This window comes from Acidovorax sp. NB1, assembly GCF_005405905.1.
Lineage (GTDB): Bacteria > Pseudomonadota > Gammaproteobacteria > Burkholderiales > Burkholderiaceae_C > Acidovorax.
In genome coordinates, this window is record NZ_BJHU01000040.1 from 201293 (window position 1) to 226983 (window position 25691).

At 67.1% G+C, this 25691-nt stretch carries 22 protein-coding genes; 13 read left to right on the top strand and 9 right to left on the bottom strand.

What is annotated here, in order from left to right:
- Window positions 1-7: 7 nt before the first annotated feature.
- Window positions 8-2344 carry a bifunctional diguanylate cyclase/phosphodiesterase gene (locus AvAM_RS20770; protein WP_171012349.1) on the bottom strand — a complete coding sequence of 779 codons (2337 nt, stop codon included), beginning with the start codon at window positions 2342-2344 and terminating at the stop codon, window positions 8-10.
- Between the two features lie 61 nt (window positions 2345-2405).
- On the opposite strand from AvAM_RS20770, the gene purU reads away from it, so the two are divergent.
- From purU to AvAM_RS20795, 5 genes are all read left to right on the top strand, one after another.
- Window positions 2406-3257, top strand: coding sequence for a formyltetrahydrofolate deformylase (purU, locus tag AvAM_RS20775; RefSeq protein ID WP_137748848.1), 852 nt, complete (start codon window positions 2406-2408; stop codon window positions 3255-3257).
- Between the two features lie 12 nt (window positions 3258-3269).
- A complete protein-coding gene (locus AvAM_RS20780; protein WP_137748849.1) occupies window positions 3270-4175 on the top strand; it encodes a LysR substrate-binding domain-containing protein in 906 nt (301 codons plus the stop codon).
- A gap of 271 nt (window positions 4176-4446) precedes the next feature.
- Window positions 4447-5946, top strand: a complete 1500-nt coding sequence (locus AvAM_RS20785; RefSeq protein ID WP_137748850.1) for an FAD-linked oxidase C-terminal domain-containing protein — start codon at window positions 4447-4449, stop codon at window positions 5944-5946.
- A gap of 5 nt (window positions 5947-5951) precedes the next feature.
- Entirely contained in the window at window positions 5952-6311 is a 360-nt protein-coding gene (locus AvAM_RS20790) for a CidA/LrgA family protein (protein ID WP_137748851.1), read from the top strand.
- Window positions 6295-7020, top strand: coding sequence for an LrgB family protein (locus AvAM_RS20795; protein ID WP_137748852.1), 726 nt, complete (start codon window positions 6295-6297; stop codon window positions 7018-7020). Before AvAM_RS20790 ends, AvAM_RS20795 begins: the two co-directional genes overlap by 17 nt.
- 55 nt (window positions 7021-7075) lie before the next feature.
- Here the strand turns inward: AvAM_RS20795 and AvAM_RS20800 are convergent, their stop codons facing one another.
- The 4 genes from AvAM_RS20800 to AvAM_RS20815 form a co-directional block, all read right to left on the bottom strand.
- Window positions 7076-8371 (bottom strand): DUF445 domain-containing protein, encoded by a 1296-nt coding sequence (locus AvAM_RS20800; protein ID WP_137748853.1) that lies wholly within the window; start codon window positions 8369-8371, stop codon window positions 7076-7078.
- Window positions 8372-8404: 33 nt separating this feature from the next.
- Complete coding sequence (locus AvAM_RS20805) at window positions 8405-9544, bottom strand: aminotransferase class V-fold PLP-dependent enzyme (protein WP_137748854.1); 1140 nt, start codon at window positions 9542-9544, stop codon at window positions 8405-8407.
- A gap of 39 nt (window positions 9545-9583) precedes the next feature.
- Window positions 9584-12856, bottom strand: a complete 3273-nt coding sequence (locus AvAM_RS20810; protein WP_137748891.1) for a carboxyl transferase domain-containing protein — start codon at window positions 12854-12856, stop codon at window positions 9584-9586.
- Between the two features lie 87 nt (window positions 12857-12943).
- Window positions 12944-14554 carry an AMP-binding protein gene (locus AvAM_RS20815; protein ID WP_137748855.1) on the bottom strand — a complete coding sequence of 537 codons (1611 nt, stop codon included), beginning with the start codon at window positions 14552-14554 and terminating at the stop codon, window positions 12944-12946.
- Between the two features lie 134 nt (window positions 14555-14688).
- Here AvAM_RS20815 and AvAM_RS20820 point away from each other — a divergent pair, with 134 nt between their 5' ends.
- From AvAM_RS20820 to ltaE, 3 genes are all read left to right on the top strand, one after another.
- The gene (locus AvAM_RS20820; RefSeq protein ID WP_137748856.1) at window positions 14689-15438 is read left to right on the top strand and encodes a TetR/AcrR family transcriptional regulator; all 750 of its coding nucleotides are present in this window, start codon (window positions 14689-14691) and stop codon (window positions 15436-15438) included.
- Window positions 15439-15505: 67 nt separating this feature from the next.
- Entirely contained in the window at window positions 15506-16750 is a 1245-nt protein-coding gene (locus AvAM_RS20825) for a branched-chain amino acid ABC transporter substrate-binding protein (RefSeq protein WP_137748857.1), read from the top strand.
- A 109-nt stretch (window positions 16751-16859) separates the two neighbouring features.
- Window positions 16860-17930, top strand: coding sequence for a low-specificity L-threonine aldolase (gene ltaE, locus AvAM_RS20830; protein ID WP_137748858.1), 1071 nt, complete (start codon window positions 16860-16862; stop codon window positions 17928-17930).
- A 14-nt stretch (window positions 17931-17944) separates the two neighbouring features.
- Here the strand turns inward: ltaE and AvAM_RS20835 are convergent, their stop codons facing one another.
- The gene (locus AvAM_RS20835; protein WP_137748859.1) at window positions 17945-18664 is read right to left on the bottom strand and encodes a YggS family pyridoxal phosphate-dependent enzyme; all 720 of its coding nucleotides are present in this window, start codon (window positions 18662-18664) and stop codon (window positions 17945-17947) included.
- 37 nt (window positions 18665-18701) lie between these two features.
- Between AvAM_RS20835 and AvAM_RS20840 the strand changes: the two genes are divergently transcribed.
- From AvAM_RS20840 to AvAM_RS20855, 4 genes are all read left to right on the top strand, one after another.
- On the top strand, window positions 18702-19745 hold the full coding sequence (locus AvAM_RS20840) for a type IV pilus twitching motility protein PilT (protein WP_137748860.1): 1044 nt from the start codon (window positions 18702-18704) through the stop codon (window positions 19743-19745).
- 60 nt (window positions 19746-19805) lie between these two features.
- A complete protein-coding gene (locus AvAM_RS20845; protein ID WP_137748861.1) occupies window positions 19806-20441 on the top strand; it encodes a cyclic nucleotide-binding domain-containing protein in 636 nt (211 codons plus the stop codon).
- 76 nt (window positions 20442-20517) lie between these two features.
- Window positions 20518-21654, top strand: a complete 1137-nt coding sequence (locus AvAM_RS20850) for a PilT/PilU family type 4a pilus ATPase (RefSeq protein ID WP_137748862.1) — start codon at window positions 20518-20520, stop codon at window positions 21652-21654.
- Between the two features lie 97 nt (window positions 21655-21751).
- Window positions 21752-22666: an NAD(P)-dependent oxidoreductase gene (locus AvAM_RS20855; protein ID WP_137748863.1), complete on the top strand. Its 915-nt coding sequence runs from the start codon at window positions 21752-21754 to the stop codon at window positions 22664-22666.
- Window positions 22667-22898: 232 nt separating this feature from the next.
- Here AvAM_RS20855 and AvAM_RS20860 read toward each other — a convergent pair whose 3' ends face one another.
- From AvAM_RS20860 to AvAM_RS20870, 3 genes are all read right to left on the bottom strand, one after another.
- Complete coding sequence (locus AvAM_RS20860) at window positions 22899-23564, bottom strand: BON domain-containing protein (RefSeq protein ID WP_137748864.1); 666 nt, start codon at window positions 23562-23564, stop codon at window positions 22899-22901.
- Window positions 23564-24169 carry an SIS domain-containing protein gene (locus AvAM_RS20865; protein ID WP_137748865.1) on the bottom strand — a complete coding sequence of 202 codons (606 nt, stop codon included), beginning with the start codon at window positions 24167-24169 and terminating at the stop codon, window positions 23564-23566. The genes AvAM_RS20860 and AvAM_RS20865 overlap by 1 nt, the downstream gene beginning before the upstream one ends.
- A 108-nt stretch (window positions 24170-24277) precedes the next feature.
- Entirely contained in the window at window positions 24278-24709 is a 432-nt protein-coding gene (locus AvAM_RS20870; RefSeq protein ID WP_137748866.1) for a YraN family protein, read from the bottom strand.
- Here AvAM_RS20870 and rsmI point away from each other — a divergent pair.
- A complete protein-coding gene (gene rsmI, locus AvAM_RS20875; RefSeq protein ID WP_137748867.1) occupies window positions 24709-25656 on the top strand; it encodes a 16S rRNA (cytidine(1402)-2'-O)-methyltransferase in 948 nt (315 codons plus the stop codon). The two genes, AvAM_RS20870 and rsmI, sit on opposite strands and share 1 nt — an antisense overlap.
- Window positions 25657-25691 lie beyond the last annotated feature (35 nt).

The window sequence follows — 25691 nt, forward strand, 5'->3', positions numbered from 1 at the left end:
TCAAAGCCTACGGCACGGCAGGCGCAGGCGTTGGCAGCGCGGGTGGCGTGGGCTGCGCCCGCAGCAGCGCGGCAAAGCCCTCGGCGGGCACTGGGCGGCTGCACAGGTAGCCCTGGTAGGTGTCGCAACCGCGCTCGCGCAAGAAGGCCAGCTGGCCCGGGGTCTCCACCCCCTCGGCCAGCACCGACAGCCCCATGCTGTGCCCCATGGCGATGATGGCGGCGCTGATGGCCATGTCGTCCTCGCTCTGGGGGATGTCGCGGATGAAGCCCTGGTCGATCTTCAGCACGTCGATGGGAAAGCGCTTGAGCTGCGCCAGCGACGAGTAGCCCGTGCCGAAATCATCCACTGCAATACGCACCCCCAGCTCACGCAGGCGCTCCAGCACCTGGCGGGCCTCCTCGGTGCGCTCGGCCAGCGCGGTTTCGGTGATCTCCAGCTCCAGCAGCCGGGGCGGAAAGCCAGAGTCCGCCAGCGCCCCCGACGTGCAGCCCGCCAGGTCCGTGAGGTGGAACTGGCGCGGCGACACGTTCACGGCCAGCATCAGCTCAGGCAGGCCCGCATCGCGCCACTCCTGGCCCTGGCGGCAGACCTCGCGCAGCACCCACTCGCCCAGCGGGCCGATCACACCCGAGGTCTCGGCCACCGGGATGAAACGCGCGGGCGAGATCAGCCCCTCTTGCGGGTCATTCCAGCGCACCAGCGCCTCGGCGCCCACGATGCGGCCGGTGGCAATGTCCACCTGCGGCTGGTAGTACATCTGCAGATGGCCCTGCATCAGCGCCAGCCGCAGGCGCGACTCCAGCTCCAGCCGCTCGCGCGCGGCCTGGGTCATGGCCTCGTGGAAGAAGCACCAAGCGCCCCGCCCCCGCGCCTTGGCGCCATACACGGCCGCGTGGGCGCCCTGCAACAGCAGCTCGGTGGTGTGGGCATGGTCGGGGAACATGCAGATGCCCACGCTGACCCCGGCCACCACCTCCAGCCCGTCGGGCGAGCGCCAGGGCTCGGCCACGGCCCGGATCAGGTGGCGGGCCATGGCGGCCGCGCCGTCGGCATGGCGCAGGTTGCGCGCCACCACGGCCAGCTCGTCGCCCGCCATGCGGCCCAGCACATCGCCCGGGCGCAGGGCCGACTGCACCTGCCGCGCGATGTGCTTGAGCACCTCGTCGCCGATGGTGTGGCCGTAGCTGTCGTTCACGTCCTTGAAGCGGTCCAGGTTGAGCAGCAGCACGGCGATGTTCTCGCCGCTGGCGCGCGCCTCCTGCACGGCCAGCTCCAGCTGGTGCCCGAACCAGGTGCGGTTGGACAGGCCGGTGAGCGCGTCGTTGTGGGCCAGGAACTCCAGGCGCCGCTGCTGGGCTTTTTCTGCGGAGATGTCGGTGAACATGCACACGTAGTGCGTGATCTCGCCCGCCGGGTCGCGCACAGCCGACAGGGACATGTGTTCGGGGAAGATCTCGCCGTTCTTGCGGCGGTTCCAGATCTCGCCCTGCCAGTGGCCGGTGTCGAGCAGCGCCGCCCACATGGCCTCATAAAAAGCCTGGTCGTGGCGGCCCGACTTGAAGACGCGCGGGGTTTTGCCCAGCAGCTCGTCCTCGGTGTAGCCCAGCAGCCGCGTGAAGGCAGCATTGACCGACAGGATGCGGCTGTGGGCATCGGTCACCACCACGCCCTCCATGGTGTTGTCCACCACGGTGGCGGCCAGCCTCTGACGGGCCTCGCTGCGCTGCAGCGCGGCGCGCGCGGCCTTGATCTCGTCCAGGTCCTGCACCACACACACCAGGTGGGCGGGCTCGTCGCTTTCCACCGGCACCAGGGTCACGGTGCACAACACGGGCACGGTGCGGCCATCGTCCAGGCGCTGGCACTGGCGTTCGCCCACGTAGTGGTCGATCTCGCCCGCCATCAGGCGCTCCAGCTGGCGCACGGCCCAGTCGCGGTCCTGGGCAATCATCACGTCGCGGAAGTTGAGGGTGAGCACCTGCGCCAGCGTGCCCCCCAGCATGTCGCTCAGGCGGTGGTTGGCCCACAGAAACTGCCCGTCCGGCGCCACACGCGCAATGCCGGCGGGGGCATGGCGCACGATCTGTGTCAGCTCGCGCGCCATGGCCATGCGCACTTTTTCGGCACGGCGCATGCGCCGCAGCAGCCACCAGGTGAGGCCACTGGTCAGCGCCACATAGCCCCAACCCTTCCAGGTCTGGAAACGGGTCAGCAAGTCGGGGTCGGTCACCCAATGGGCCAGCAGCGCATCGCCCACGAACACCCAGGCCACACCCAGCACCAGGTACAGCAGCATGCCCCGCCAGGGGACCAGTGGTGGGGCATGCCCCTCTTCGCCCATTGAACTCCTCGTGTCACACGGTTCCACGGCGCCGGGCCCTTGCTGCGACAATTGCACAGCTATGACGACCAACGCCTACATCCTTACCCTGTCCTGCCCCGACCGCCTGGGGCTGGTGCACGCTGTGTCCGGCTTTCTGCTGGAACACGGCGGCAACATCGAAGAAGCCGCGCAGTACAACGACCACGCCACCGGCCTGTTCTTCATGCGGGTGCAGTTTGCCTGCGACCAGCATGACCACGCCACCCTCAAGGCGCGCCTGACGGCCTTTGCCGAGCCCCACCAGATGCGCTGGACGCTGCACGCCACGGCCGCGCCCATGAAAACCGTGCTCATGGTCAGCAAAGAGGGCCATTGCCTCAACGACCTGCTGTTCCGCTGGAAAAGTGGCCTGCTGCCCATCGACATCCGCGCCATCATCAGCAACCACCGCGACTTCTACCAGCTCGCGGCCAGCTACAACGTGCCGTTCCACCACATCCCGCTCACCGGCACGACCAAGGCCCAGGCCGAGGCCAAGCAGTTCGAGATTATCGAGGCCGAAGGGGCCGAACTGGTGGTGCTGGCGCGTTACATGCAGATACTTTCTCTTGACCTATGTCAAAAGTTGGCCGGACGGGCGATCAACATCCACCACAGCTTCCTGCCAAGCTTCAAGGGCGCCAAGCCCTACTACCAGGCCCATGACCGGGGCGTGAAGCTGATCGGCGCCACCGCCCACTATGTGACGGCCGATCTGGACGAAGGCCCCATCATCGAGCAGGACGTGGCCCGCGCGGACCACACCGACACGGTGGAAGACCTCACCGCCCGAGGCCGTGACACCGAAAGCCAGGTGCTGGCCCGCGCCGTGAAGTGGCACAGCGAGCATCGCGTGATCCTGAACGGACACAAGACGGTCATCTTCCGCTAGCCAAGCTTTCCCATGGCCACGGCAGCCCCGTCCTCCTTCCTCAGCAGCGCCGCCCGGCGCATTCCGCCCATCCAGTGCCTGCTGACGTTTGAGGCCCTGGCCCGACTGCGCAGCGTGACGCAGACAGCCGATGAGCTGTGTGTGACGCCCAGCGCCGTGAGCCACCGGGTCAAGCAGCTGGAGCAGATCCTGGGCGCACAGCTGTTTGGCCGGGCGGATTTTTCGCTCACCACCGAGGGCAGCGCCTACCTGGCCCATGTGCGCGAGGGGCTCACCGCGCTGCAGCGCTTTCCGGGCCAGGCCGTCGCGCCCGGGCGGCGGCGGCTCAAGCTGGCCGTGACGCCCACGTTTGCGCGCACCATCCTCATCCCGCGCCTGCGCCAGTTCACCGAGGCGTATCCCGAGATCGACCTGGCGCTGCAGGTGTCCATCCCTCTGCTGGATGTGGTGGCCGAAGACGCCGATCTGATGGTGCGCTTTGGCCCCGGCCACTATGCCGACGTGGAGCATGTGGAGCTGGCCCGCGACGTGGTCACGCCCCTGGCCTCACCCGCCTTCGTGCGCGAGCACGGCCCGTTTGACCGCCCCGAGGACCTGGAAGGGGTGCAGCTCTTGCGCAGCCCGCTGGAGCCCTGGCGCACCTGGTTTGCCCCCACCGGCCTGGACTGGGCCGAACCCAGCGAGGGCTCGCAGTTCAACGACATCGGCCTGATGTGCGACGCCGCCGCCGCTGGCATGGGCGTGGCCCTGGTGCGCCTGAAGCTCGGCGCCCCCTGGCTGGAAAACGGCACCCTGGTGCGTCTGTTTGCCCACGACGCCCCCAGCCCCCACGCCCACTACCTGTGCTGGCGCACCGGCACCATGGACCGGTGGGAATGCGCGGCCTTTGCTGAGTGGCTGCGCAAGACCATGGCATAGCAGAAGCATCCCCCTGAGCCGCCTTTGGCGCCTTCCCCCTTCTCTCGGCTGCGCCGGGAAGGGGGACGCAGCCCTCGCTGCGGGGCGGCCCTTGCTCGGTGGCCCTCGCCCAAGCCGCGCCCTCCTCTACCAGGTGCAGGCAAAAATTTACCTCTAGCGCCTGTCCCACAAGCACTAGCAGCTATCAATTGATGAGCGCCCAGGTGTTTTTCACAATTCCCTGCAGAAAAGCTCAAGCCCAGGCACCCAGCCATCCCCTACAGTGGCGGCCATGAACACTGCCGCCGCCCCCACCGCAGCCCTGTCCGAACGCGCCGCACGCCAGGCCGAAGTGGTCCAGGCCCTGAGCCGCGCCGTGCCTGCACACGCCCTGCTCTGGCACAGCGAAGACACCACGCCGTATGAATGCGACGGCCTCACCGCCTACCGCCAGCGCCCGCTGGTGGTGTGCCTGCCCGAGACGTATGAAGAAGTGCAGGCCGTGCTGCGCGTGTGCCACCAGCTGCAGGTGCCCGTGGTGGCGCGCGGTGCGGGCACAGGCCTGTCGGGCGGCGCCATGCCCCACGCCCTGGGCGTGACGCTCTCACTGGCCAAGTTCAACCGCATCCTCGACATCAACCCCGAAAGCCGCACGGCCGTCGTGCAGTGCGGCGTGCGCAACCTCGCCATCAGCGAGGCTGCGGCACCCTACAACCTCTACTACGCCCCCGACCCCAGCAGCCAGATCGCCTGCACCATCGGCGGCAACGTGGCCGAGAACTCCGGCGGCGTGCACTGCCTGAAATACGGCCTCACCGTGCACAACGTGCTCAAGGTGAAGGGCTTCACAGTGGAAGGCGAGCCCGTCGAATTCGGCAGCGAGGCGCTGGACGCCCCCGGCTACGACCTGCTGGCCGCTGTGATCGGCAGCGAGGGCATGCTGGCAGTGACCACCGAAGTGACGGTGCGCCTAATCCCCAAGCCCCAGCTGGCGCGCTGCATCATGGCCAGCTTTGACGACGTGCGCAAAGCGGGCGACGCCGTGGCCGCTGTGATCGCGGCCGGCATCATCCCCGCAGGCCTGGAGATGATGGACAAGCCCATGACCGCCGCCGTGGAAGATTTTGTGCACGCAGGCTACGACCTCACGGCAGAAGCCATCCTGCTGTGCGAAAGCGACGGCACCCCCGAGGAAGTGGAAGAAGAAATTGGCCGCATGAGCGAGGTGCTGCGCGCTGCGGGCGCCACCGCCATCAGCGTGAGCCGCGACGAGGCCGAGCGCCTGCGCTTCTGGAGTGGCCGCAAGAACGCCTTCCCCGCCAGCGGCCGCATCAGCCCCGACTACATGTGCATGGACTCCACCATCCCGCGCAAGCGCCTGGCCGACATCCTGCTCGCCATCCAGGAGATGGAAAAGAAATACCAGCTGCGCTGCGCCAACGTGTTCCACGCGGGCGACGGCAACCTGCACCCGCTGATCCTGTTCGATGCGAACGACGCCGACCAGCTGCACCGCTGCGAACTGTTTGGCGCCGACATCCTGGAGACCAGCGTGGCCATGGGCGGCACTGTGACGGGCGAACATGGCGTGGGTGTGGAGAAGCTCAACAGCATGTGCGTGCAGTTCTCTGCGGCAGAGAGCGCGCAGATGTTCGGGCTCAAGCACGCGTTTGATCCCGCAGGGTTGCTGAACCCGGGCAAGGTGATTCCGACGCTGAACCGGTGTGCGGAATACGGGAAGATGCTGGTGCGCGGGGGGCAGATCAAGCACCCCGATCTGCCGCGTTTCTGACCGCCATGAAGGCGCTGCAAGGGCTGGCCTTTCTTCTGCTCATGCAGTCAGGGGGCGAGGCACTGTCTCACTTTTTAAAGCTCCCGGTGCCTGGGCCGGTCGTCGGCATGGTGCTGCTCTTGCTTGCGCTGCGCTGGCAGCCGGTGCAGGATGCCGTGGCCCCAGCGGCGGGCTTCTTGCTCCAGCACCTGTCGCTGCTGTTTGTGCCGGTGGGCGTGGGGGTGATGACCCACCTGGCGTTGCTGAGCACCTATGGCCTGCAGCTGGTGGCGGTGATCGTGCTGTCCACCTGGATTGGCATGGCGGTGACGGCGCAGGTGTTGCGTCTTCTGCAACCCAAGGAGAACCATGGCGAACTTCGTTGAGCTGTGGGTGTACCTGGCCTCGGCCCCGCTGTTCGGGCTGACGGCCACACTGGCGGTGTATGTGCTGGCACAGGCACTGTCGGTGCGCTCCGGCCACGCCCCCTGGGCCAATCCGGTGATGGTGTCGGTGGCCATTCTGGCCAGTGTGATGCTGGCCACGGGCACGGCCTACCCCACGTACTTTGCAGGCGCGCAGTTCATCCACTTCTTGCTCGGTCCTGCGGTGGTGGCGCTGGGTTGGCCCCTGTGGCAGCGCCGTGCGGCCCTGCGCTCGCGGTGGGGCCGGCTGGTGCTGGCCTCGCTGGCGGGTGGCAGCGCGGCGGCTGCCAGCGCCGTCGGCCTGGGCTGCGCACTGGGCCTGCCCGGTGATGTCCTGATGTCGCTGGCCCCCAAATCCGTCACCGCCCCGGTCGCGATGGGCATTGCCGCGCAGATTGGCGGCGTGCCCGCCCTGGCCGCCGTGTTCGCGGCACTGACGGGCATGGTGGGAGCGCTGTCTGCACGCTGGTTGTTTGGGTTGATGCGCCTGCCCACCGACGCACAAGGCATGGCGCTGCGAGGCTTTGCGCTGGGCACGGCGTCGCACGGCATTGGGGCGGCACATGCGCTGCAGGTGCATGCAGAGGCCGGGGCGTATGCAGGGCTGGCGCTGGGGCTGCAGGTGGTGTTGGCCGCGGTGCTGATGCCGCTCGTGTTCCGGTTGTTGTAAGGGGTGTGGCGGGGGCATCGCCTCCCGTCCCGCGCTACGCAGCGTTCAGTGGCCCTCACCCGCCCCACAAAGCCCGCCCCATGGCTCCCACGTGCGACACGCCGAACAGCAGCAGCCCGATGAGCCCGCCCACCACGGTGCCATTGATGCGGATGTACTGCAGGTCCTTGCCGATGTTCAGCTCAATCAGCTGCGTCATCTCCTCGGCATCCCACCGCCGCACCGTATCCTCAATGTGCTGCGCAATAAACGCCGATACATCCGGCGCCAGCCCCTCCACCCACCGCTCCAGCCGGTCATTGAATGACTGCCTGAGCGCCGCATCCCCCGCCAGCGACTCGCCCAACCACAACCCCAGCTTGCCCACCTGCCGCGCGAGCACCGAGTCGGCGTCGGCCAAATCGCGCTGCAACGCACCACGCAGATCCAGCCACAAGGTCTGCACATAGCCGCCCACGGTGGCATTGGTCTGCAGCCAGGTGCGGATCTCCTCGCCCTTGCGCGCCCATTCCGGGTCGCTGCGCAGGCGCTCGATAAAGCGCTGCACAGCAGCATCGAACTGGGCGCGCAAGGCGTGCTGCGGGTTGGCGGCCACATCGGCCATCAGGCTCTCCAGCGCGCGGGCCAGCAGGGCCGAGCCCTTGTCACCCAGCCAGTCGCTGGGCAGCAACTTCTCGGTGCGCGGGTGGTCCTTCTTGAGCCAGGCCACGATGGACTGCGCGACCCAGGTGCGGGTCTGCTCGTTCTGCAACAGCTCGATGAGCTTGGACAGCACGTCATCCAGCAACGCCTGGTGGCGGCCGTTGTGCGTGAGGGTGTCGAGCACCGCCGCCAGCGCACGCGACATGTCCACCTGCCCAATCAGAGCACGCGCAGCCTTCTGGATGAAACGCTCCACCTGCGCGTCCTGCACCGTGTCCAGCGCGGCCGATGCCAGGCGCGTGGCCTGGTGGCCGAGCAGCGCGGCGTTGCCGGGTGAAGTGAGCCACTGCGCCAGCCGCTCGGCCGGGTCGTGCCGGCGGATCAGCGACACCAGCGAGGGCACATCCAGGAACTTGTCGCGCACAAAGGTGGCCAGGTTGCGGCCGATGCGCGCCTGGTTGCGCGCGATGACCGCCGTGTGCGGAATGGGCAGGCCCAGCGGGCGGCGGAACAGCGCCACCACCGTAAACCAATCAGCCAGCGCGCCCACCATGGCGGCCTCGGCCATGGCTTTCACGCTGTTGAGCCACAGGCCGCGCTCGACCACGCTGGTGGCAATGAACACGGCCGTCACCAGCAACAACAACCCCAGCGCCTGCCGCTTGGCGCGCCGCAGGGCGAGGGTCGCACTATCTGCTTCGGCGTTCATCCGGGTTGGCCCGCCGACTGCGACGGGAACCCGTCAGGCAGCCGCCGCAATCTGGTCCAGCGCCTTCGACAGATGGCCTACCGTGCGGTCCACGTTGTGCCACTTCTCCAGGCCAAACAGGCCGATGCGGAAGGTCTTGAAGTCCGGGCCTTCGTCGCATTGCAGCGGCACGCCCGCAGCGGTCTGCAGGCCCACTTCGAGGAACTTCTTGCCATTCTGGATGCCCGGGTCGGTGGTGTAGCTCACCACCACGCCTGGCGCCCTCCAGCCCTCGGCCGCCACGCTGGGGAAGCCGCGCGATTCGAGCAGCGCACGCACCTTGGCGCCCAGTTCGATCTGCTCCTCGCGCACCTTGGCAAAGCCATATTCGCGCGTCTCTGCCATCACCTCGGACAGGCGCACCAGTGCGTCGGTGGGCATGGTGGTGTGGTACGCGTGCTGGCCCTTTTCGTAACCCTCGGCAATCTGCATCCACTTTTTGAGGTCGCACGAGAAGCTGCTGCTCGTGGTGCCCTCGATGGCCTGGCGTGCACGTTCGCTGAGCATCACCATGGCGCAGCAGGGCGATCCGCTCCAGCCCTTTTGCGGTGCGCTGATGAGCACGTCCACGCCGGTGGCCTGCATGTCTACCCACATCGCACCCGAGGCAATGCAGTCGAGCACGAACAGCGCACCCACCTCATGGGCAGCAGCCGTCAGCGTGCGGATGTAGTCGTCCGAAAGGATGATGCCGCTGGCAGTCTCCACATGGGGGGCGAATACCACCTTGGGTTTCTCGGCGCGGATGGTGGCCGCGACTTCTTCAGCAGGGCACGGTGCCCAAGGCGCCTGCGGGCCATCACCCTGGCGACGCGCCTTGCACACCACAGCACCACCGCCCAGGCCGGTGTCGGCATCGAAGATCTGGCTCCAACGGTAGCTGAACCAGCCGTTGCGCACGATGAGCACCTTCTGCTTGTTGGCAAACTGGCGCGCCACGGCCTCCATGCCGAAGGTACCGCTGCCGGGCACCAGCACGGCAGTATGGGCGTGGTAGACCTCTTTCAGCGTCACCAGGATGCCCTGCATCACCCCAGTGAAGCGCTTGGACATGTGGTTGAGGGCGCGATCGGTGTAGACCACCGAAAATTCGAGCAGGCCATCAGGGTCGATATCGGGCAAAAGGCCGGGCATGGGCAATCTCTCCGTTGAACAAATCAGCGGGCCAGCTTATCACCACGTATCGACGAACCGGTGCCCAAGCGGCGCCACCTGGGCCGATGCCAGCCCCCGCGCCAGCCAGGCGCGCGTGTCGGCCGGGTCAATCACCGCATCGATCTCCAGCGTGGCCCCCATGTGCATGGCCTCCCCGTTGGCGTACGATTTGGCGAGCAGCTTGGCAAACAGCGCATCGCGCTCCGCGCCTTCTGGCAGCGCCTCGAGCTCCTTGCGAAAGCCCAGGCGCACGGCACCTTCGAGCCCCATGGCGCCGAACTCGCCCGTGGGCCACGCCACGGTGAACACGGGCGCATGGAAGCCCCCAGCCGTCATGCCCATGGCGCCCAGGCCGTAGCCCTTGCGCAGCACCACGCTGAAGGTGGGCACGCGCAGGCTGGCGGCGGTGACGAACAGGCGGCTCACGTGGCGCACCTGGGCTGTGGCCTCCACCTCGGGGCCGACCATGAAGCCGGGGGTGTCCACCAGGCTCACGATGGGCAGGCCGTGCGCGTTGCACAGCTGCATGAAGCGCGCCCCCTTGTCGGCCGCATCGGCGTCGATGGCACCGCCCAGGTGTTGCGGGTTGTTGGCCAGCAGGCCCACGGGGCGGCCCTCGATGCGCGCCAGTGCGGTATGGATGCCCGCACCAAAGCCGGTGCGCAGCAGCAGCAAGCTGCCCTCGTCCACCAAGCCGGCCATCGCCGTCCGGGTGTCGTACACGCGCAGCCGGTTCTCGGGGACCACGGCGCGCAGTAGGCGCTGGTCGGGCGCGGACCACTGCGATGTGCGGCCCTGGAAGAACGACAGGTAGTGGCGCGCGGCCTGCACCGCCCCGGCCTCGTCATCGACCAGCACGTCGATCACGCCGTTGGCATGCTGCACGCGGCTCGGGCCGATCTGTTCGGGCTTGAACACGCCCAGGCCACCGCCTTCGATCATGGCCGGGCCGCCCATGCCGATGTTGCTGGCGCGTGTGGCAATGATCACGTCGCTGCAGCCCAGCAGGGCGGCGTTGCCCGCAAAGCAGCGTCCCGCAGCGATGCCGATCACCGGCACCTGGCCTGACAGCGCGGCGTAGCTGGCGAAGGTGTGCACGTGCAGGCCGGCCACGATGGGCATGTCGGTGTCGCCCGGCCGGCCCCCCCCACCTTCCGCAAACAGCACCACGGGTAGCTTCTGTGCCAGGGCGATGCCGAGCATGCGGTCGGTCTTGGCGTGGTTGCGGGCGCCCTGCGTGCCTGCGAGCACGGTGGCGTCGTAGGACATGACCACGGCGCGGGATTTCTCGTCGCCAAACAGTGCACCGTTGATGCCGCCAATGCCTGTGACCATGCCGTCGGCGGGCGTGTTGGCAATCAGGTCCTCCTTGCTGCGGCGGCGCGCCTGCGCGGCGATGGCCAGGGCGCCGTATTCGATGAAGCTGCCGTCGTCGCACAGGTCGGCAATGTTCTCGCGCGCGGTGCGGCCGCCTTGCGCGTGGCGCTTGGCGATGGCCTCGGGCCGCGCGGCATCGAGCGTGAAGGCGTGGCGGTCGATCACGCGCTGCAGGTCGGGGCGGATGTGGTCGGGGTCATGCGCAACGCTGCCCTGCACCTCCACATCCGCAGCATCTTCGATCGCCTCCAGCACCAGCAGCGGCTGGCCCTGCGCAAGGTAGCCGCCCGCCACCGCCAGCAGTGCACCCACGCGGCCCGCGTGCGGGGCCAGCAGCACATGTTCCATCTTCATGGCTTCGAGCACGGCAAGCTCGGCGCCCGCAGCCACCACCTCGCCCTCGGCCACGCTGAGCTGCACCAGGCGCGCGGGCATGGGGGCCAGCACGGCGCCTGGGGGTGGTGGGGCTGCAGATTTCAAGGATTTTTGGCCTTCTCCGCTCTCTGTATATGCCTCAATAGCTATATTTTTAATAGCATTCAGCAATTGAGGCAGCACCGACTCCAGCCAGCGTGTGTGCACCTGCTGGTTTTCCATCTCGGGCCGCGCGGCCAGCGCCTGCAGCAGTGCGAGGTTGGTGGCCACACCGTCAATGCGGCACTCGGCCAGTGCGCGCTGCGAGCGGCGTAGTGCGTCGGCAAAACGCGGGCTGCGCGTGTGCACGATGAGCTTGGCCAGCAGCGTGTCGTAGTGCGGCGAGGGCGCGGCACCTGCCACGCCGTGTGTGTCCACACGCACGCCCGGGCCTGTGGGCAGGTCGAAGCGGCTGAGCGTGCCGCTGCCGGGGGTGGCGTTGCCCAGCGCATCGAGCGTTTCAGCATTGATGCGCCACTGCACGGCATAGCCCAACACAGCGGGCGGCGCGGCGGGGTCGAGGCCGATGTCCTGCAGCCTGCGGCCCGCCGCCAGCGCGATCTGCGCCTGCACCAGGTCCACGCCAGTGACTTCTTCGGTGATGGTGTGCTCGACCTGCAAGCGCGGGTTGCATTCGATGAACACAAAAGGCAGGTCGGCGCTGGCCAGGTCCACCAAAAACTCGAAGGTGCCCAGGCCCTGGTAGTCCACGGCACGCGCCATGGACAGCGCGGCAGTGGTGATGCGCTCGCGCAATGCGCCCGGCAGCGAGGGGCTGGGCGCGATCTCCACCACTTTCTGAAAGCGCCGCTGCAGCGTGCATTCGCGCTCGCCCAGAGCAATCACCTCGCGCCCGTCGCCCAGCACCTGCACTTCGATGTGGCGTGCATTGCCCATCAGGCGCTCCACGTACACGCCGTCCACCCCAAACGCGGCCTGCGCCTCGCTGCGGCAGCGGGCGTAGGCAGCAGGCAGTTCATCGGCCGACAACACGGCACGCATGCCACGCCCGCCGCCACCACCAATGGCCTTGATCACGATGCCTGCGCTGCCTTGCTGCGCAAAGAAGGCCTGCGCTTCTTCCAGCGACACGGCCGCCTGGGTGCCGGGCATGAGGGGCACACCCTGCTGCAGCGCCAGCGCGCGGGCGCGGGCCTTGTCGCCAAACAGCGCCAGCTGGTCCGGCGTGGGGCCGATGAAGCACAGGCTGGCTTGTGCGCAGGCCTCGGCAAAGTCGGCCCGCTCGCTCAGGAAGCCGTAGCCGGGGTGCACGGCGTCGCACCCCTCGGCCTGCGCGATGGCGATGATGCGCGCACCATCCAGGTAGGCGGCCGGGCCGGTGGCGCCCAGCGCCACGGCACTGTCAGCAGCGCGCACATGGGGGCTGGTGGCGTCGTCGCCGGCATACACGGCCACGCTGGCAATGCCCAGGTCGTGCAGGGCGCGCACGGTGCGCAAGGCGATTTCGCCCCGATTGGCAACCAGTACTTTGGTGAACAGAACAGAAGATGGCATGGGGCAGTCGCTCTATTTTTTATAGCCGCCAGCGCATATTCATCCAGCGCCAACAGCCAATTTCTCATCCAATCAGGCAATATCCCGAAGCAGGCGGCGCAGCACCTTGCCTGCGCCCGTGGCGGGCAGCGCGTCGATAAAGCGCACCTCGCGCGGGGCCTTGTAGGGCGCCATGTTGTCGCGGCACCAGGCCACGAGCGCAGCGGTGTCCACTTCCTGGCCCGGCTTCTTGACGATGAAGGCGCGCACCACCTCGCCCTTTTCCGCATCGGGCACGCCGATCACGGCGGCCTGGGCCACGGCGGGGTGTTTGATGAGCAGGGTCTCGACCTCTTCGGGGAACACGCTGTAGCCCGAGACCTTGATCATTTCCTTGAAGCGGCCGATGAAGGTGAGGTAGCCGTCCGCATCGATCTTGCCCATGTCGCCGGTGTAGACCCAGCCGTCACGCAGCGTCTTGGCCGTGGCCTCGGGCTTGTTCCAGTAGCCCTTGAAGTTGCCGGGGCCGTGGATGGTGATCTCGCCCACCTCGCCAGCGGCCAGAGGCGCGCCGGTGTCGGGATCCACGATGCGGATCTGGTTGCCCGGCACGGGCTTGCCCTGCGTGCCCCAGCGGATCGCGTCCACGGGCATGGCGGTGTCCACGGTGTGGGTTTCGGACAGGCCATAGGCCGCCTCGTGCGCAATGCAGTTCGGCGCGAACTGCTGCCACTGCTGCGCCAGCGCCTCAGTGAAGGTGATGCCAAAGCTGGTGACCGGGTTGCGGCGCAGCGCGCTCCAGTCCATGTCGCGTGCGCCGGGCACTTGCATCAGGGCGCCGTTCATGGGCGCGATGCTGTACCACCAGGTCACGCGGTGGCGCTCCAGCGCCTGGGCCACGCCCAGCGGGTCAAAGCGGTACAGCAGCACAGCCGTGGCGCCGGTGTACACGGGCAGGTTCACGCCCATCACCATACCGGCGATGTGGTACAGCGGCGCCACCGCCAGCAGGGTTTCGTGTGGCGTCATGCCATTGCAGTCGGCCGACGCTGCGGTCTTGAAGGTGGCGTTGCCGTAGCTCAGCATCGCGCCCTTCGGTAATCCAGTGGTGCCCGAGGTGTAGGTCATGAGCGAGACGTCGTCCATCGCCAGTGCCACGGGCGCAGGCCGCGCGCCGGTGCGCGTAGCGGCCAGGAAGTCTTCGCAGCCCGCATGCACCGGGCCCATGGCGGTGCGCATGGTCAGCAGTTCTGCGGGCACGTCGATGCTGGGCGCCCCCTCGGGCAGCAGCTCCGCATAGCGCACCACAAACACATGCTGCAGCGCTGTCTTGGCGCGCACCTTGTCCACCACGGGCAGCAGCACGTCGGCCGCGACGATCACGCGCGCCTGCAGGTCGGTGAGCTGGTATTCCAGCTCGTGCTCCTTGTTCAGCGGACCGCAGGGGCAGACGATGGCGCCGATCTTCTGGATGCCGTAGTGCGCCATCACGTACTGCGGGCAGTTGTTCATGAACAGCGCGACGGGCTCGCCCTTTTGCACCCCCAGCGCCTGCAGGCGCGCGGCGAATGCGTCGCTGGCTGCGTCGAGCTGCGCCCAGGTGAGGGGCTGGCCGTACCAGAGGTAGGCGACGCGGTCGGGCGTTTCGCGCGCGTGGCGGCGCAGGTGTTCGTGCAGCGGCAGGGGCGTTGCGGTGGCAGGCATGGTGTTGTTGTCTCCAAGGTGTCTGGAATTGCTGGTTCCCGGGGGCGTCAGAACCTGTTCTAAGGGTTTGCGATAGGCGCCCTCACCTGCCAGCGTCTTGCCAATATATACCGACCAGTAGAACAATGCTACCCATGGGTATAACCAAAGCGACATCAAACACCCCACCCACCACACAGGGCGCGCTGCCCGTGACGGCGCGCGGCCGCCAGAAGGCCAGCACGCTCAGCACGGACGAGAAACGCGAGCGCATCCTCCAGGCGGCCGAGGCTCTGTTCGACCGGCAGGGCTACGCCAACACGACGATGGAGCAGATCGTGCAGCAGTTGGGTGTGACCAAGCCCTACGTCTACTACTACTTCCACAACAAGCAGGAAATCTTCGAGACGCTGTGCTGGCGCCCGTCCGTGGCCTGCTTCACGGCCATGGACTTCCCCGAGGACGACCTGCGCCCCGCGCACACCAAGGTCGCTGAAGGCATGGAGCGGCTGATCCGCGCCACCATCGAGCACCACCCGGCCGCCTTCTTTCCGTACCGCGAACCGCAGGTCTTCCGCCCCGAATACCTGGCCATGCAGAAGAAGCTGGCCAGCCACTTCTACGACCGCATGTGTGCGCTGATGGAAGAGGCCCGCAGCGAGGGCACGCTGGACTTCAAGGAGACCCGCCTCACGGCCCTGGCCGCCTGCAGCCTGCCGGGTTTTCTCTACCACTGGTACCGGCCCGACGGGCGCCTGTCGCCCGCCGAGGTGGTGCGCGAACTGTCTCAACTGGCCTGGCGCGTACTGGGCCTGCGCGCCCCGAGTGAGGCAGCAGACGGGCCCGCCGCGCCCAAGGCGGCGGGCCGTGCCAGCGCGCGCCGCAAGCCTGCCGCCAGCGGATAACCCTAAGCCGCGAGACGGCGCCCTGCCCCCTTTTTTGCACCATCCCACCCATCGAGGAGATCCGAGCATGAGCCCCAACTTTCGCACCCTCACGGCAGCCGCCGCCCTGTGCGCCGCCAGCACCGCCAACGCGCAGGAAACCTTCAAGGTCGCCTACATCGACCCGCTGTCGGGCCCCTTTGCCAATGTGGGCGAGCTGATGCTCACGCACACGCAGTACGCCATCGAGGACATCAATGCCAAGGGCGGCGTGCTCAAGGGCACCAAGCTGCAGTTGCTGCAATTCGACAGCAAGCTCTCGGCGCAGGAGAGCCAGAGCGCGTTGCAGGCCGCCATTGACCAGGGGGCCAAGGCCATCGTGACGGGCGGCTCGGGTTCGTCCGTGGTCACGGCGCTGGTGCAGGCGGCGGCGCGCCACAACCAGCGCAACCCGGGCAAGGAGATCCTGGTGCTGAACCACTCCTCCATCGACCCCGAGTTGACGGGCAAGGCCTGCAACTTTTGGCACTTCCAGTTCGAGGCCAACACGGCCATGAAGATGAAGGCCATTGCCAACTACATCAAGAAGCAGCCGGACATCAAAAAGGTGTACCTGCTGAACCAAGACTATGCCCACGGCAAGCAATGGGCGCACTATGGCCGCGAGATGGTGGGCCTGGCTCGGCCCGACATCCAGTTTGTGGGCGAGGCGCTGCACCCCATCGGCCGGGTGAAGGACTTCGCGCCCTACCTGGCCAAGGTCAAGAGCAGCGAGGCCGATTCGGTCATCAGCGGCAACTGGGGGCAGGACATGACGCTGCTGCTGAAAGCGGCGGGCGATGCGGGCTACAACCTGCGCTACTTCAACCACAGCGCGGGCTCCATCCCGGGCACGGTGCTGGCGGTGTCACAGGCCAAGCAAGGCCAGCTGACCTGGGTGGCCGAATGGCATCCCGGCCAGGCCGACACTCCCAAGGTGGATGCGCTGGCCAAGGCCTACAAGGCCAAGACGGGCAAGGACTTCCTCGCGCCACGCATCGAGATGACGCCGCGCTTCCTGGCTGCGGCCGTCAACAAGGCCCAGTCCACCGACCCGGTGAAGGTGGCACGCGCGCTGGAAGACCTGACGCTGGAATCGGTGGTGGGCCCCGTGCGCATGCGCGGCGAAGACCACCAGCTGCTGCTGCCGCAGGTGGTCAACACCATTGCACCGGTGGACGGCAAGGTGGTGAAGGTGGGCTGGGAAGGTACGAACTACGGCTTCCGCACCGATGCGGCCTACACCGGCAACGAACTGGCGCAAGGCACCGACTGCAAGATGACCCGACCTTGATGTAACGGCGCCCAATCGCGCTCTTACCCCCACGGCGGCGACCACTGCGGGCCGCCGCTACCATGGCCGGTCATCGCATTCATTGACCCGACCCACAAGGACCGCGCCCATGCCCGACTTTCGCAGCGACACCGTCACCCAGCCCACGCCCGCCATGCGCGAGGCCATGTTCAAGGCCCCGCTGGGCGACGATGTGTTTGCCGACGACCCTTCAGTGAACGCACTGCAGGACCATGCGGCCGAGCTGCTGGGTTTTGAGGCTGCGCTGTTCGCGCCTTCGGGCACGCAGACCAACCTGATCGCGCTGTGGGGCCACTGCCAGCGCGGCGACGAGGCCATCGTGGGCCAGAGCTGGCACACCTACCGCTGGGAAGCGGGCGGCATGGCGGTGCTGGGCTCCATCCAGCCCCAGCCGGTGGAAACGCAGCCTGACGGCACCTTGCGCATCGCCGACATTGCTGCGGCCATCAAGCCCGATGACCCGCACTTTGCGCGCACCCGGCTGGTGGTGCTGGAGAACACGACCGGCGGCCAGGTGCTGCCGCCTGCCTACATCGCCGAGGTGGCCCAACTGGCCCGCAGCCGGGGGCTGGCGATGCACCTGGACGGCGCGCGGCTGTTCAATGCCGCCACGGCCAATGCGGCCCGCCATGGCACGGATGTGTATGACGAGGCGCGCAGCCTGTGCAGCCATTTCGATTCGGTGTCGCTGTGCCTGAGCAAAGGCCTGGGCGCGCCCGTGGGTTCGCTGGTGCTGGGCTCGCGCGACTTCATCCGGCAGGCGCGGCGCACGCGCAAGATCCTGGGTGGTGGCATGCGCCAGGCCGGGGTGCTGGCGGCAGCAGGGCACCACGCGCTGCAACACCAGGTGCGGCGCCTCGCCGACGACCACGCCAACCTGGACCGGCTGGCCCAGGGCCTGAGCGAGGCTGGCCGCAGCCACCCCGTGCTGCAGGGCAAGATCACCGTGCTGCCATGGCAGACCAACATCCTCTTCACCGATCTGCATGCAGAGGTGGCGCCCGCATTCACCACCTGGCTGGCGCAGCACGGCGTGCGCGTGACCAGTAGCCTGTATGGCGGCGCCACCCGGCTGCGCTGGGTGACGCACCTGGATGTGAGCGAGGCGGATGTGACGGCAGCGCTGGACTGCGTGGGGCGCTTCCAGTTGCCAGGCTGATACCCCGCAGGGTGTCAGGCTGCGGGATAGGCACGTCCACCAAACACCCCGGTGCCCACGCGCACCAGCGTGCTGCCTGCCTGGATGGCGGCCTCCAGGTCGGCCGTCATGCCCAGGGACAGGGTGTTGAACTGCGCAAGGCCTAGTTCCCGGAGCGAAACAATCTGGTCAAAAAGTGCCTTTGCGCGCGCGTGGATTGCCAGTTGCGCTTCAAATTCAGGAGCATGGTCGGGAATGCACATGAGCCCCCGCACGACCATGCGTGGCAGTTTTGCGACAGCCCGCACCAACTCCAGCGCATCGGCGGGCGCCACGCCCGACTTGGTGGGACCGCCGTCGATGTTGACCTGGACACATATATGTAGCGGCGGCAGGTGGTCCGGGCGCTGGGCAGAGAGGCGCTCGGCAATCTTGAGGCGGTCCACCGTGTGCACCCAGTCGAAGTGCTCGGCCACGGGGCGCGTCTTGTTGCTCTGGATGGGACCGATGCAGTGCCACTGCAGCGCTGTGTCGGGCAAGGCCGCCCGCACGGCGGCGATCTTCTCCACGCCTTCCTGGATGTAGTTTTCGCCAAAGGCACGCTGGCCAGCGGCCACCGCCTCCAGCACGGCATCGGCGCCAAAGGTCTTGGAAACGGCCAGCAGGCCGACGCTGGCCGGATCGCGCCCGGCGGCCTGGCACGCCTGCGCCATCCTGCCCAGAACCTGTTGGAGGTTGTTAGCAATCGTGGTCATAATGTTTGGCAAGCGTACCAAACGATAGAGGGACCCCGTGGACATTACCCAACTGCTCGCGTTCAGCGTCAAGAACAAGGCCTCCGACCTGCACCTCTCCGCGGGTCTGCCGCCCATGATCCGGGTCCACGGCGACGTGCGGCGCATCAACGTGGATGCGCTGGACCACAAGACCGTCCACGCCATGGTGTACGACATCATGAGCGACTCGCAGCGCAAGACCTATGAAGAGTTTCTGGAGGTGGACTTTTCTTTCGAGATCGAAGGCCTGGCCCGTTTCCGCGTCAACGCCTTCAACCAGAACCGGGGCGCGGCCGCCGTGTTCCGGACGATTCCGAGCAAGATCCTGACGCTGGAGCAGCTCAACGCCCCCAAGATCTTTGGCGACCTGGCGCTCAAGCCACGGGGCCTGGTGCTGGTGACCGGTCCCACGGGCTCAGGCAAGTCCACCACGCTGGCTGCCATGGTCAATTACCTCAACGAATCCGAGTACGGCCACATCCTCACGGTGGAAGACCCGATCGAATTCGTGCACGAGTCCAAGAAGTGCCTGATCAACCAGCGCGAAGTCGGCCCGATGACGCTATCGTTCGCGGCGGCCCTGAAGTCTGCGCTGCGCGAAGACCCGGACGCGATCCTGGTGGGCGAAATGCGCGACCTGGAAACCATCCGCCTGGCCATGACGGCCGCTGAAACGGGCCACTTGGTGTTCGGCACGCTGCACACGTCGAGCGCGGCCAAGACCATCGACCGGATCATCGACGTGTTCCCGGCCGAAGAAAAGGAAATGGTCCGCGCGATGTTGTCCGAATCGCTGCAGGCCGTGATCTCGCAGACGCTGTGCAAGACCAAGGACGGCTCGGGCCGCGTGGCCGCACACGAGATCATGCTGGGCACCAGCGCCATCCGCAACCTGATCCGCGAAGCGAAGGTGGCGCAGATGTATTCCACCATCCAGACCAGCAACAGCGTGGGCATGCAGACGCTGGACCAGAACCTCACAGACCTGGTGCGGCGCAACGTCATCAGCCCCGCCGAAGCCCGCGCCAAGGCCAAGATCCCCGAAAACTTCCCTGGCTGATCGACGACGACCATCCATGTACCTTGCGGCCCCACCAATGGCCGCATACCGGAGCACTGTATGAAAGGCATTCTGAGCCTTCTGAAAATGAAAACCCGCAGTGGCAAGACGGGCGAGGACCACACGGATTCCGTGCTGTTCTCCACCGCATTCGCGGGCCAGGGCGTGGACGACTCGATGCTGGTGCCTTGGGAGGCCCGGGCCGTCGAGGTGGGCGCCAAGCGCCTGCCCACCAGCCGGGGCGGCAAGCTGCTGCAAGGCCTGTGGGCCAAGGACAAATACATGGCGCACCTGGACAAGGACGCCGTGGAGCGCATGGAGCGCTTTTTCGAGTTTGCCGCCATCCCCTCCAACCGCGATGTGATCCGCCAGGACGAGTACGGCAACTTCATGGTGGTGCTGCTCACCGGCACCATCGCGGTGGACCGCGTGCAGCCCTGGGGCGAACAGCTGCGCCTGGCCGAGACCCGGCCCGGGGACATCCTGGGCGAGATGTCGCTGCTCGACAGCGGCATCCGCTTTTCGGCCTGCACCACACTCACCGATTGCGAGATCGCCGTGCTCTCGGCCGAGGCCATGGACGACATGATGAGCAAGGACCCGCAGCTTGCCGCCAGCCTGATTGCGCTGCTGGCCCGCAAGCTGTCGCTGCGCCTGCGGGTGGTGAGCGCGCGCCTGAGCGACAACCAGAAGTGATGCAGGTGATGCAGCAACCCAAGACCCAGACCCATGACCGTCCGACAGACGACGACCACCCCCGGGAGAAATTCTGATGGAACGCGATCAGGCCAGTAAATTCATCAACGACCTGCTCAAGCTGATGGTGAGTCGCAATGGCAGCGACTTGTTCATCACGGCAGAGTTTCCCCCGGCCATCAAGGTCGATGGCAAGGTGACCAAGGTGTCGCCCCAGCCGCTCACGCCCACCCACACGCTCACGCTGGCGCGCGCCATCATGAGCGACAAGCAGGTGGCGGACTTCGAACGCACGAAGGAGTGCAACTTCGCCATCTCGCCCGCCGGCATCGGGCGCTTCCGTGTCAACGCCTTCATCCAGCAGGGCAAGGTCGGCATGGTGCTGCGGACGATTCCGCTCACGCTGCCCACCATTGACGGCCTGGGCGTGCCCCAGGTGCTCAAGGAGGTGACGATGACCAAGCGCGGCCTGTGCATCCTGGTGGGTGCCACGGGCTCGGGCAAATCGACCACTTTGGCCGCCATGGTGGACTGGCGCAACGAAAATTCGTTTGGCCACATCATCACGGTGGAAGACCCGGTGGAATTCGTGCACCCGCACAAGAACTGCGTGGTGACGCAGCGCGAAGTGGGGCTGGACACCGACAGCTGGGAGGCCGCGCTCAAGAACACGCTGCGCCAGGCCCCGGACGTCATCCTGATGGGCGAAATCCGCGACCGCGAGACCATGGAGCACGCTGTGGCGTTTGCCGAAACCGGCCACCTGTGCCTGGCCACGCTGCACGCCAACAGTGCCAACCAGGCGCTGGACCGGATCATCAACTTCTTCCCCGAAGAGCGTCGCCCGCAGCTCTTGATGGACCTGTCGCTCAACCTGCGCGCCATGGTGTCGCAGCGCCTGATCCCCAAGCAGGACGGCAAGGGCCGTGCGGCCGCCGTGGAGATCATGCTCAACACGCCGCTGATCTCGGACCTGGTCTTCAAGGGCGATGTCCACGAGATCAAGGAGATCATGAAGAAGAGCCGCAACCTGGGCATGCAGACCTTCGACCAGGCGCTGTTCGACCTGTACGAGGCCAATGTGATCAGCTACGAAGACGCGCTGCGCAACGCTGACTCGCTCAACGACCTGCGCCTGCAGATCAAGCTCAACAGCCAGCGCGCCAAGTCCCCCGACCTGGCCCAGGGCACCGAGCACTTTGCGATTGTTTGACCTGGGCCGTTCCGGTTTCAGGCCATTGATCGCTCCTGCTTCGCCCGCCCTCTTGGGCGGGTTTTCATTTCCACGCATCCATTCACACATCCACGCCATGCCAAGCACCAACCCTCGCAACTACGACGCCACCCCTTCCCGCAAGGTCGCCTTCCTGGGCCTGGGCGTGATGGGCTACCCCATGGCGGGCCACCTCGCGCTGGCGGGGCATGAGGTCACCGTCTACAACCGCACCGCTATCAAATCAATAGCATGGTGCGCTGAATACGCAGGCGCAAAGGCACCAAAACATGCTGCAACACCGCGCGAGGCAGCGGCTAGCGCCGACATCGTGTTCTGCTGCGTGGGCAATGACGATGACCTGCGCTCCGTCACGCTGGGGGCCGATGGCGCCTTTGCGGGCATGCAGCCTGGTGCGATTTTTGTGGACCACACCACGGCCTCGGCCGAGGTGGCGCGCGAGCTGTATGCCGCCGCCCAGGCGCTGGGATTGCAGTTTGTGGATGCCCCCGTATCAGGCGGTCAGGCGGGCGCGCAGAACGGGCAGCTCACGGTGATGTGTGGTGGCGATGCGGCGGCCTTCGATGCGGCGCAGCCCGTGGCCATGGCGTTCTCGCGCGCCTTCACGCTGCTGGGCGCCAGCGGCTCGGGCCAGCTGGCCAAGATGGTCAACCAGATCTGCATCGCGGGGCTGGTGCAGGGCCTGTCCGAAGCCGTGGCCTTTGGCCAGAACGCAGGCCTGGACATGAAGCAGGTGCTGGAGGTGATCGGTAAGGGCGCGGCCCAGAGCTGGCAGATGGACAACCGGGGCAAGACCATGGTGGACGGCAAGTTCGACTTCGGCTTTGCCGTGGACTGGATGCGCAAGGACCTGGGCCTGGTACTGGATGAGGCCAAGCGCAACGGCTCGCGCGTGCCGGTGACCGCACTGGTGGACCAGTTTTATGCCGATGTGCAGCAGATGGGCGGCAACCGCTGGGACACGTCGAGCCTGATCAAGCGGTTGAAATAAAGCACCCCCTGAGGCACTTTGCGCCTTCCCCCTCTCTCGCCTCGCTGCGCGATGCGGGAGGGGGACGCTCCCGGCGCACACAAGCTAAGCGCCGCTTGCGCGGGGGCACTGGGATGGGCCGCGCCAGTTTTTTGACGCAGCGCGCTACGCGTAGAGCCCAAGAAAAAAATCCCGGGCCACGCAACGCAGCCCGGGACTTTGACCCGACATCAGATGTCAGATGCAGTCGCTCTCAGCCTCCAGCGGGCTGGCTGTCCGTCGTCACCGGTGCGGGCGGCGGCGCGATGCGGCGCAGCTCTTCTTCCGACACGATCTCGAACACGCGCACCACCTTGCGCACATCGCTCACGCCGCGCGCGATCTCGGTGGCACGGTTGGCTTCGCGCTGCGAAACCCGGCCCATCAGGTACACGATGTTGCGCTCGGTCACGACCTTGAAGGAGTTGGCCGAGATGTCCTGCGCGTCCACCAGGCTGGCGCGCACCTTGCCGGTGATGAAGGTGTCGCTGGAGCGCTGGCCCAGCGTGGTGTTCGGCATCACGGCCAGGTCGTTGACCACCGAGCGGGTGTTCTCCACCTGCGAGACGATCTGCTCCACGGCCTGGCGGTCCTGGGCGTTGGGCACCTCGCCGGTCAGCAGCGCCTGGCGGTTGTAGCTGGTCACGTTGACGTGGACACGGTCGCCCAGGGTCTCGCGGATGCGGTTGGCCGCACGCAGCTCGATGCCCTCGTCTTCGATCTGGGTGCCGGTGGTGCGGCGGTCCACGGCCATCACACCGCCCACCACGGCGCCTCCGACGATCAACGGGGCGCAGGCCGACAGGCCTGCAGCCAGCGCGGCGGCAGCCAGCACCGTGCATACGGTGCGGCGGGTACGGATCAGGGTTGGGTTGTTCATCACGGAATCTCCTGTTCACCAAGTAACTGGGCATCGACGCCGTCGCACAGGCAGTGCAGCGCCAGGGCATGGACTTCACGCACGCGCGCCGCGCGGTCGTGGGGCACGCTGATCAGCACGTCGGTCTCGCGCAGCAACGGTGCCAGCTTGCCGCCGGTGCGGCCGGTCAGCACCACCACAGTCATGTCGCGCTCGTGGGCGGCTTCGGTGGCGGCCAGCAGGTTGGCGTCGTTGCCCGTGACCGACAGGGCCAGCAGCACATCGCCCGCCTGGCCCAGCGCCCGCACCTGGCGGGCAAACTGCTGCGCGGTGGCGTCGTTGCTGCCGCCTGCAGCGGCCGTGGTCAACAAGGTGCTGTCGGCCGTCAGCGCCAGCGCGGCCAACTCGGGCCGTTCGCGTTCAAAACCGGCCACGCAGAAGGCGGCAAACTGCTGCGCCTCGGCGGCCGAGGGGCCGTTGCCACAGGCCAGCACCTTGCCGCCGCTGGTCACGCAGGCTAGAACAGCCTGCACGGCGGCAGCGATGGGGTGGCTGAGGGCTTGCGCGGCCTGGTACTTCAGGTCGGCGCTGTCGATGAAATGCTGTTGGATGCGTTGCTCAAGCATGAGGGCCCGATGATACCCGCCGCGTGTTACAGCTTTTGTAGCAAACCGTAGCTCCCTGCCTGGCTTTGGCGCACAAAACCCTGTGCGGCCGCCGGGCCGGGAGCCCCACTACTGCGCATCAAACGCGGCCTGGAGCCACGACACCAAGACGCCTTCAACCAGCACCACGTCAAACCGGCAAGGCGGCGGCGATGGCAGGCGCATCAGGTACTGCCGGGCCGCAAACACGATGCGCTGCTGCTTGGTGGCGCTGATGCTGGCGCCCGCCCCGCCAAAGGCCTGGCTGCTGCGGCTGCGGACTTCCACAAACACGAGCGTGCCATCGCGCGCCCGCATCACTAGGTCAATCTCGCCCCCACCGCGCCCGGGCGTCCGATAATTGCGCACCACGAGTTGCAGGCCAGCCGCCTGCAGATGGGCCAGGGCCTGGTCTTCGGCGGCATTGCCGCGATCCCGCGTAGTGGCGGCCGGGGTGGTCGCAGCGGCTTGGGCGACCCGGCCTGGTGCGCTGTCAGCTTGTCTTTTTTCAAGGAATTTCATTGAGCGCCTCTTTCGCTTCAGCCCTGGGCGCCGCACGCGATGCAGCGGCTGCGCAGCATTATCCAGAGGGTGCCCTGTATGTCGTGGCTACGCCCATCGGCAACCTGGCCGACATCACGCTGCGCGCGCTGCATGTGCTGCAGCTGGCAGACACCGTGGCCTGCGAGGACACGCGCCACACCCAGACCCTGCTGCGCGCCTATGGCATCGACAAGGGCGCAGCCCAGCTGCTGGCCGTACACCAACACAACGAGGCCGAAGCCGCACAGGCCGTGGTGCAGCGGCTGCAACAAGGCCAACGCGTGGCCTATGTGAGCGACGCGGGCACCCCCGGCGTGAGCGACCCCGGCGCCCGCCTGGTGGCTGCTGTACAGGCCGCCGGCCTGCGCGCCCTGCCCCTGCCCGGCGCCAGCAGCATCACCACGGCCCTCAGTGCGGCCGGTGCCGTGGCCCACAGCGCCGAACATGGCGGGTTTGTGTTCGCCGGTTTTCTGCCCGTGAAGAACGCCGAACGTGCCACAGTGATCCAGCAGCAACTGGCCAGCGAGCCGCGCTGCGTGGTGCTGCTCGAAGCGCCCCACCGCATCGGCGAACTGGCCCAGGCCCTGGCCGTGCTGGGCACGCGCCCGGTGACGCTGGCGCGCGAGCTGACCAAGCAGTTTGAAGAAATCACCACCCAGCCCGCCCAGGCCCTGACCGCCTGGCTGGATGGCTCACCCCAGCGCTCGCGCGGCGAATTTGTGGTGCTGCTGCACCCCGTGCCCTTGGCGGGCAACGATGGTGAAAGCCTCCGGGTGCTGCGCCTGCTGCTGGCCGAGCTGCCGCTCAAAAGCGCTGTGCGCCTGGCGGCCGATATCACCGGCGCGTCGCGCAATGTGCTGTACGACACCGCCCTGGCCTGGAAACGCGACGGATCGCAAGGCACCGACTCCGACGCGGCCGACTGACCCCACCACCGACTTCGGCGGTGACAGCGTCAAAA

Excerpts from the sequence above, each read along its gene's own strand:
- AvAM_RS20770 (WP_171012349.1), bottom strand. The coding sequence starts at position 2,344 with ATGGGCGAAGAGGGGCATGCCCCACCACTGGTCCCCTGGCGGGGCATG.
- purU (WP_137748848.1), top strand. The coding sequence starts at position 2,406 with ATGACGACCAACGCCTACATCCTTACCCTGTCCTGCCCCGACCGCCTG.
- AvAM_RS20780 (WP_137748849.1), top strand. The coding sequence starts at position 3,270 with ATGGCCACGGCAGCCCCGTCCTCCTTCCTCAGCAGCGCCGCCCGGCGC.
- AvAM_RS20785 (WP_137748850.1), top strand. The coding sequence starts at position 4,447 with ATGAACACTGCCGCCGCCCCCACCGCAGCCCTGTCCGAACGCGCCGCA.
- AvAM_RS20790 (WP_137748851.1), top strand. The coding sequence starts at position 5,952 with ATGAAGGCGCTGCAAGGGCTGGCCTTTCTTCTGCTCATGCAGTCAGGG.
- AvAM_RS20795 (WP_137748852.1), top strand. The coding sequence starts at position 6,295 with ATGGCGAACTTCGTTGAGCTGTGGGTGTACCTGGCCTCGGCCCCGCTG.
- AvAM_RS20800 (WP_137748853.1), bottom strand. The coding sequence starts at position 8,371 with ATGAACGCCGAAGCAGATAGTGCGACCCTCGCCCTGCGGCGCGCCAAG.
- AvAM_RS20805 (WP_137748854.1), bottom strand. The coding sequence starts at position 9,544 with ATGCCCGGCCTTTTGCCCGATATCGACCCTGATGGCCTGCTCGAATTT.
- AvAM_RS20815 (WP_137748855.1), bottom strand. The coding sequence starts at position 14,554 with ATGCCTGCCACCGCAACGCCCCTGCCGCTGCACGAACACCTGCGCCGC.
- AvAM_RS20820 (WP_137748856.1), top strand. The coding sequence starts at position 14,689 with ATGGGTATAACCAAAGCGACATCAAACACCCCACCCACCACACAGGGC.
- AvAM_RS20825 (WP_137748857.1), top strand. The coding sequence starts at position 15,506 with ATGAGCCCCAACTTTCGCACCCTCACGGCAGCCGCCGCCCTGTGCGCC.
- ltaE (WP_137748858.1), top strand. The coding sequence starts at position 16,860 with ATGCCCGACTTTCGCAGCGACACCGTCACCCAGCCCACGCCCGCCATG.
- AvAM_RS20835 (WP_137748859.1), bottom strand. The coding sequence starts at position 18,664 with ATGACCACGATTGCTAACAACCTCCAACAGGTTCTGGGCAGGATGGCG.
- AvAM_RS20845 (WP_137748861.1), top strand. The coding sequence starts at position 19,806 with ATGAAAGGCATTCTGAGCCTTCTGAAAATGAAAACCCGCAGTGGCAAG.
- AvAM_RS20850 (WP_137748862.1), top strand. The coding sequence starts at position 20,518 with ATGGAACGCGATCAGGCCAGTAAATTCATCAACGACCTGCTCAAGCTG.
- AvAM_RS20855 (WP_137748863.1), top strand. The coding sequence starts at position 21,752 with ATGCCAAGCACCAACCCTCGCAACTACGACGCCACCCCTTCCCGCAAG.
- AvAM_RS20860 (WP_137748864.1), bottom strand. The coding sequence starts at position 23,564 with ATGAACAACCCAACCCTGATCCGTACCCGCCGCACCGTATGCACGGTG.
- AvAM_RS20865 (WP_137748865.1), bottom strand. The coding sequence starts at position 24,169 with ATGCTTGAGCAACGCATCCAACAGCATTTCATCGACAGCGCCGACCTG.
- AvAM_RS20870 (WP_137748866.1), bottom strand. The coding sequence starts at position 24,709 with ATGAAATTCCTTGAAAAAAGACAAGCTGACAGCGCACCAGGCCGGGTC.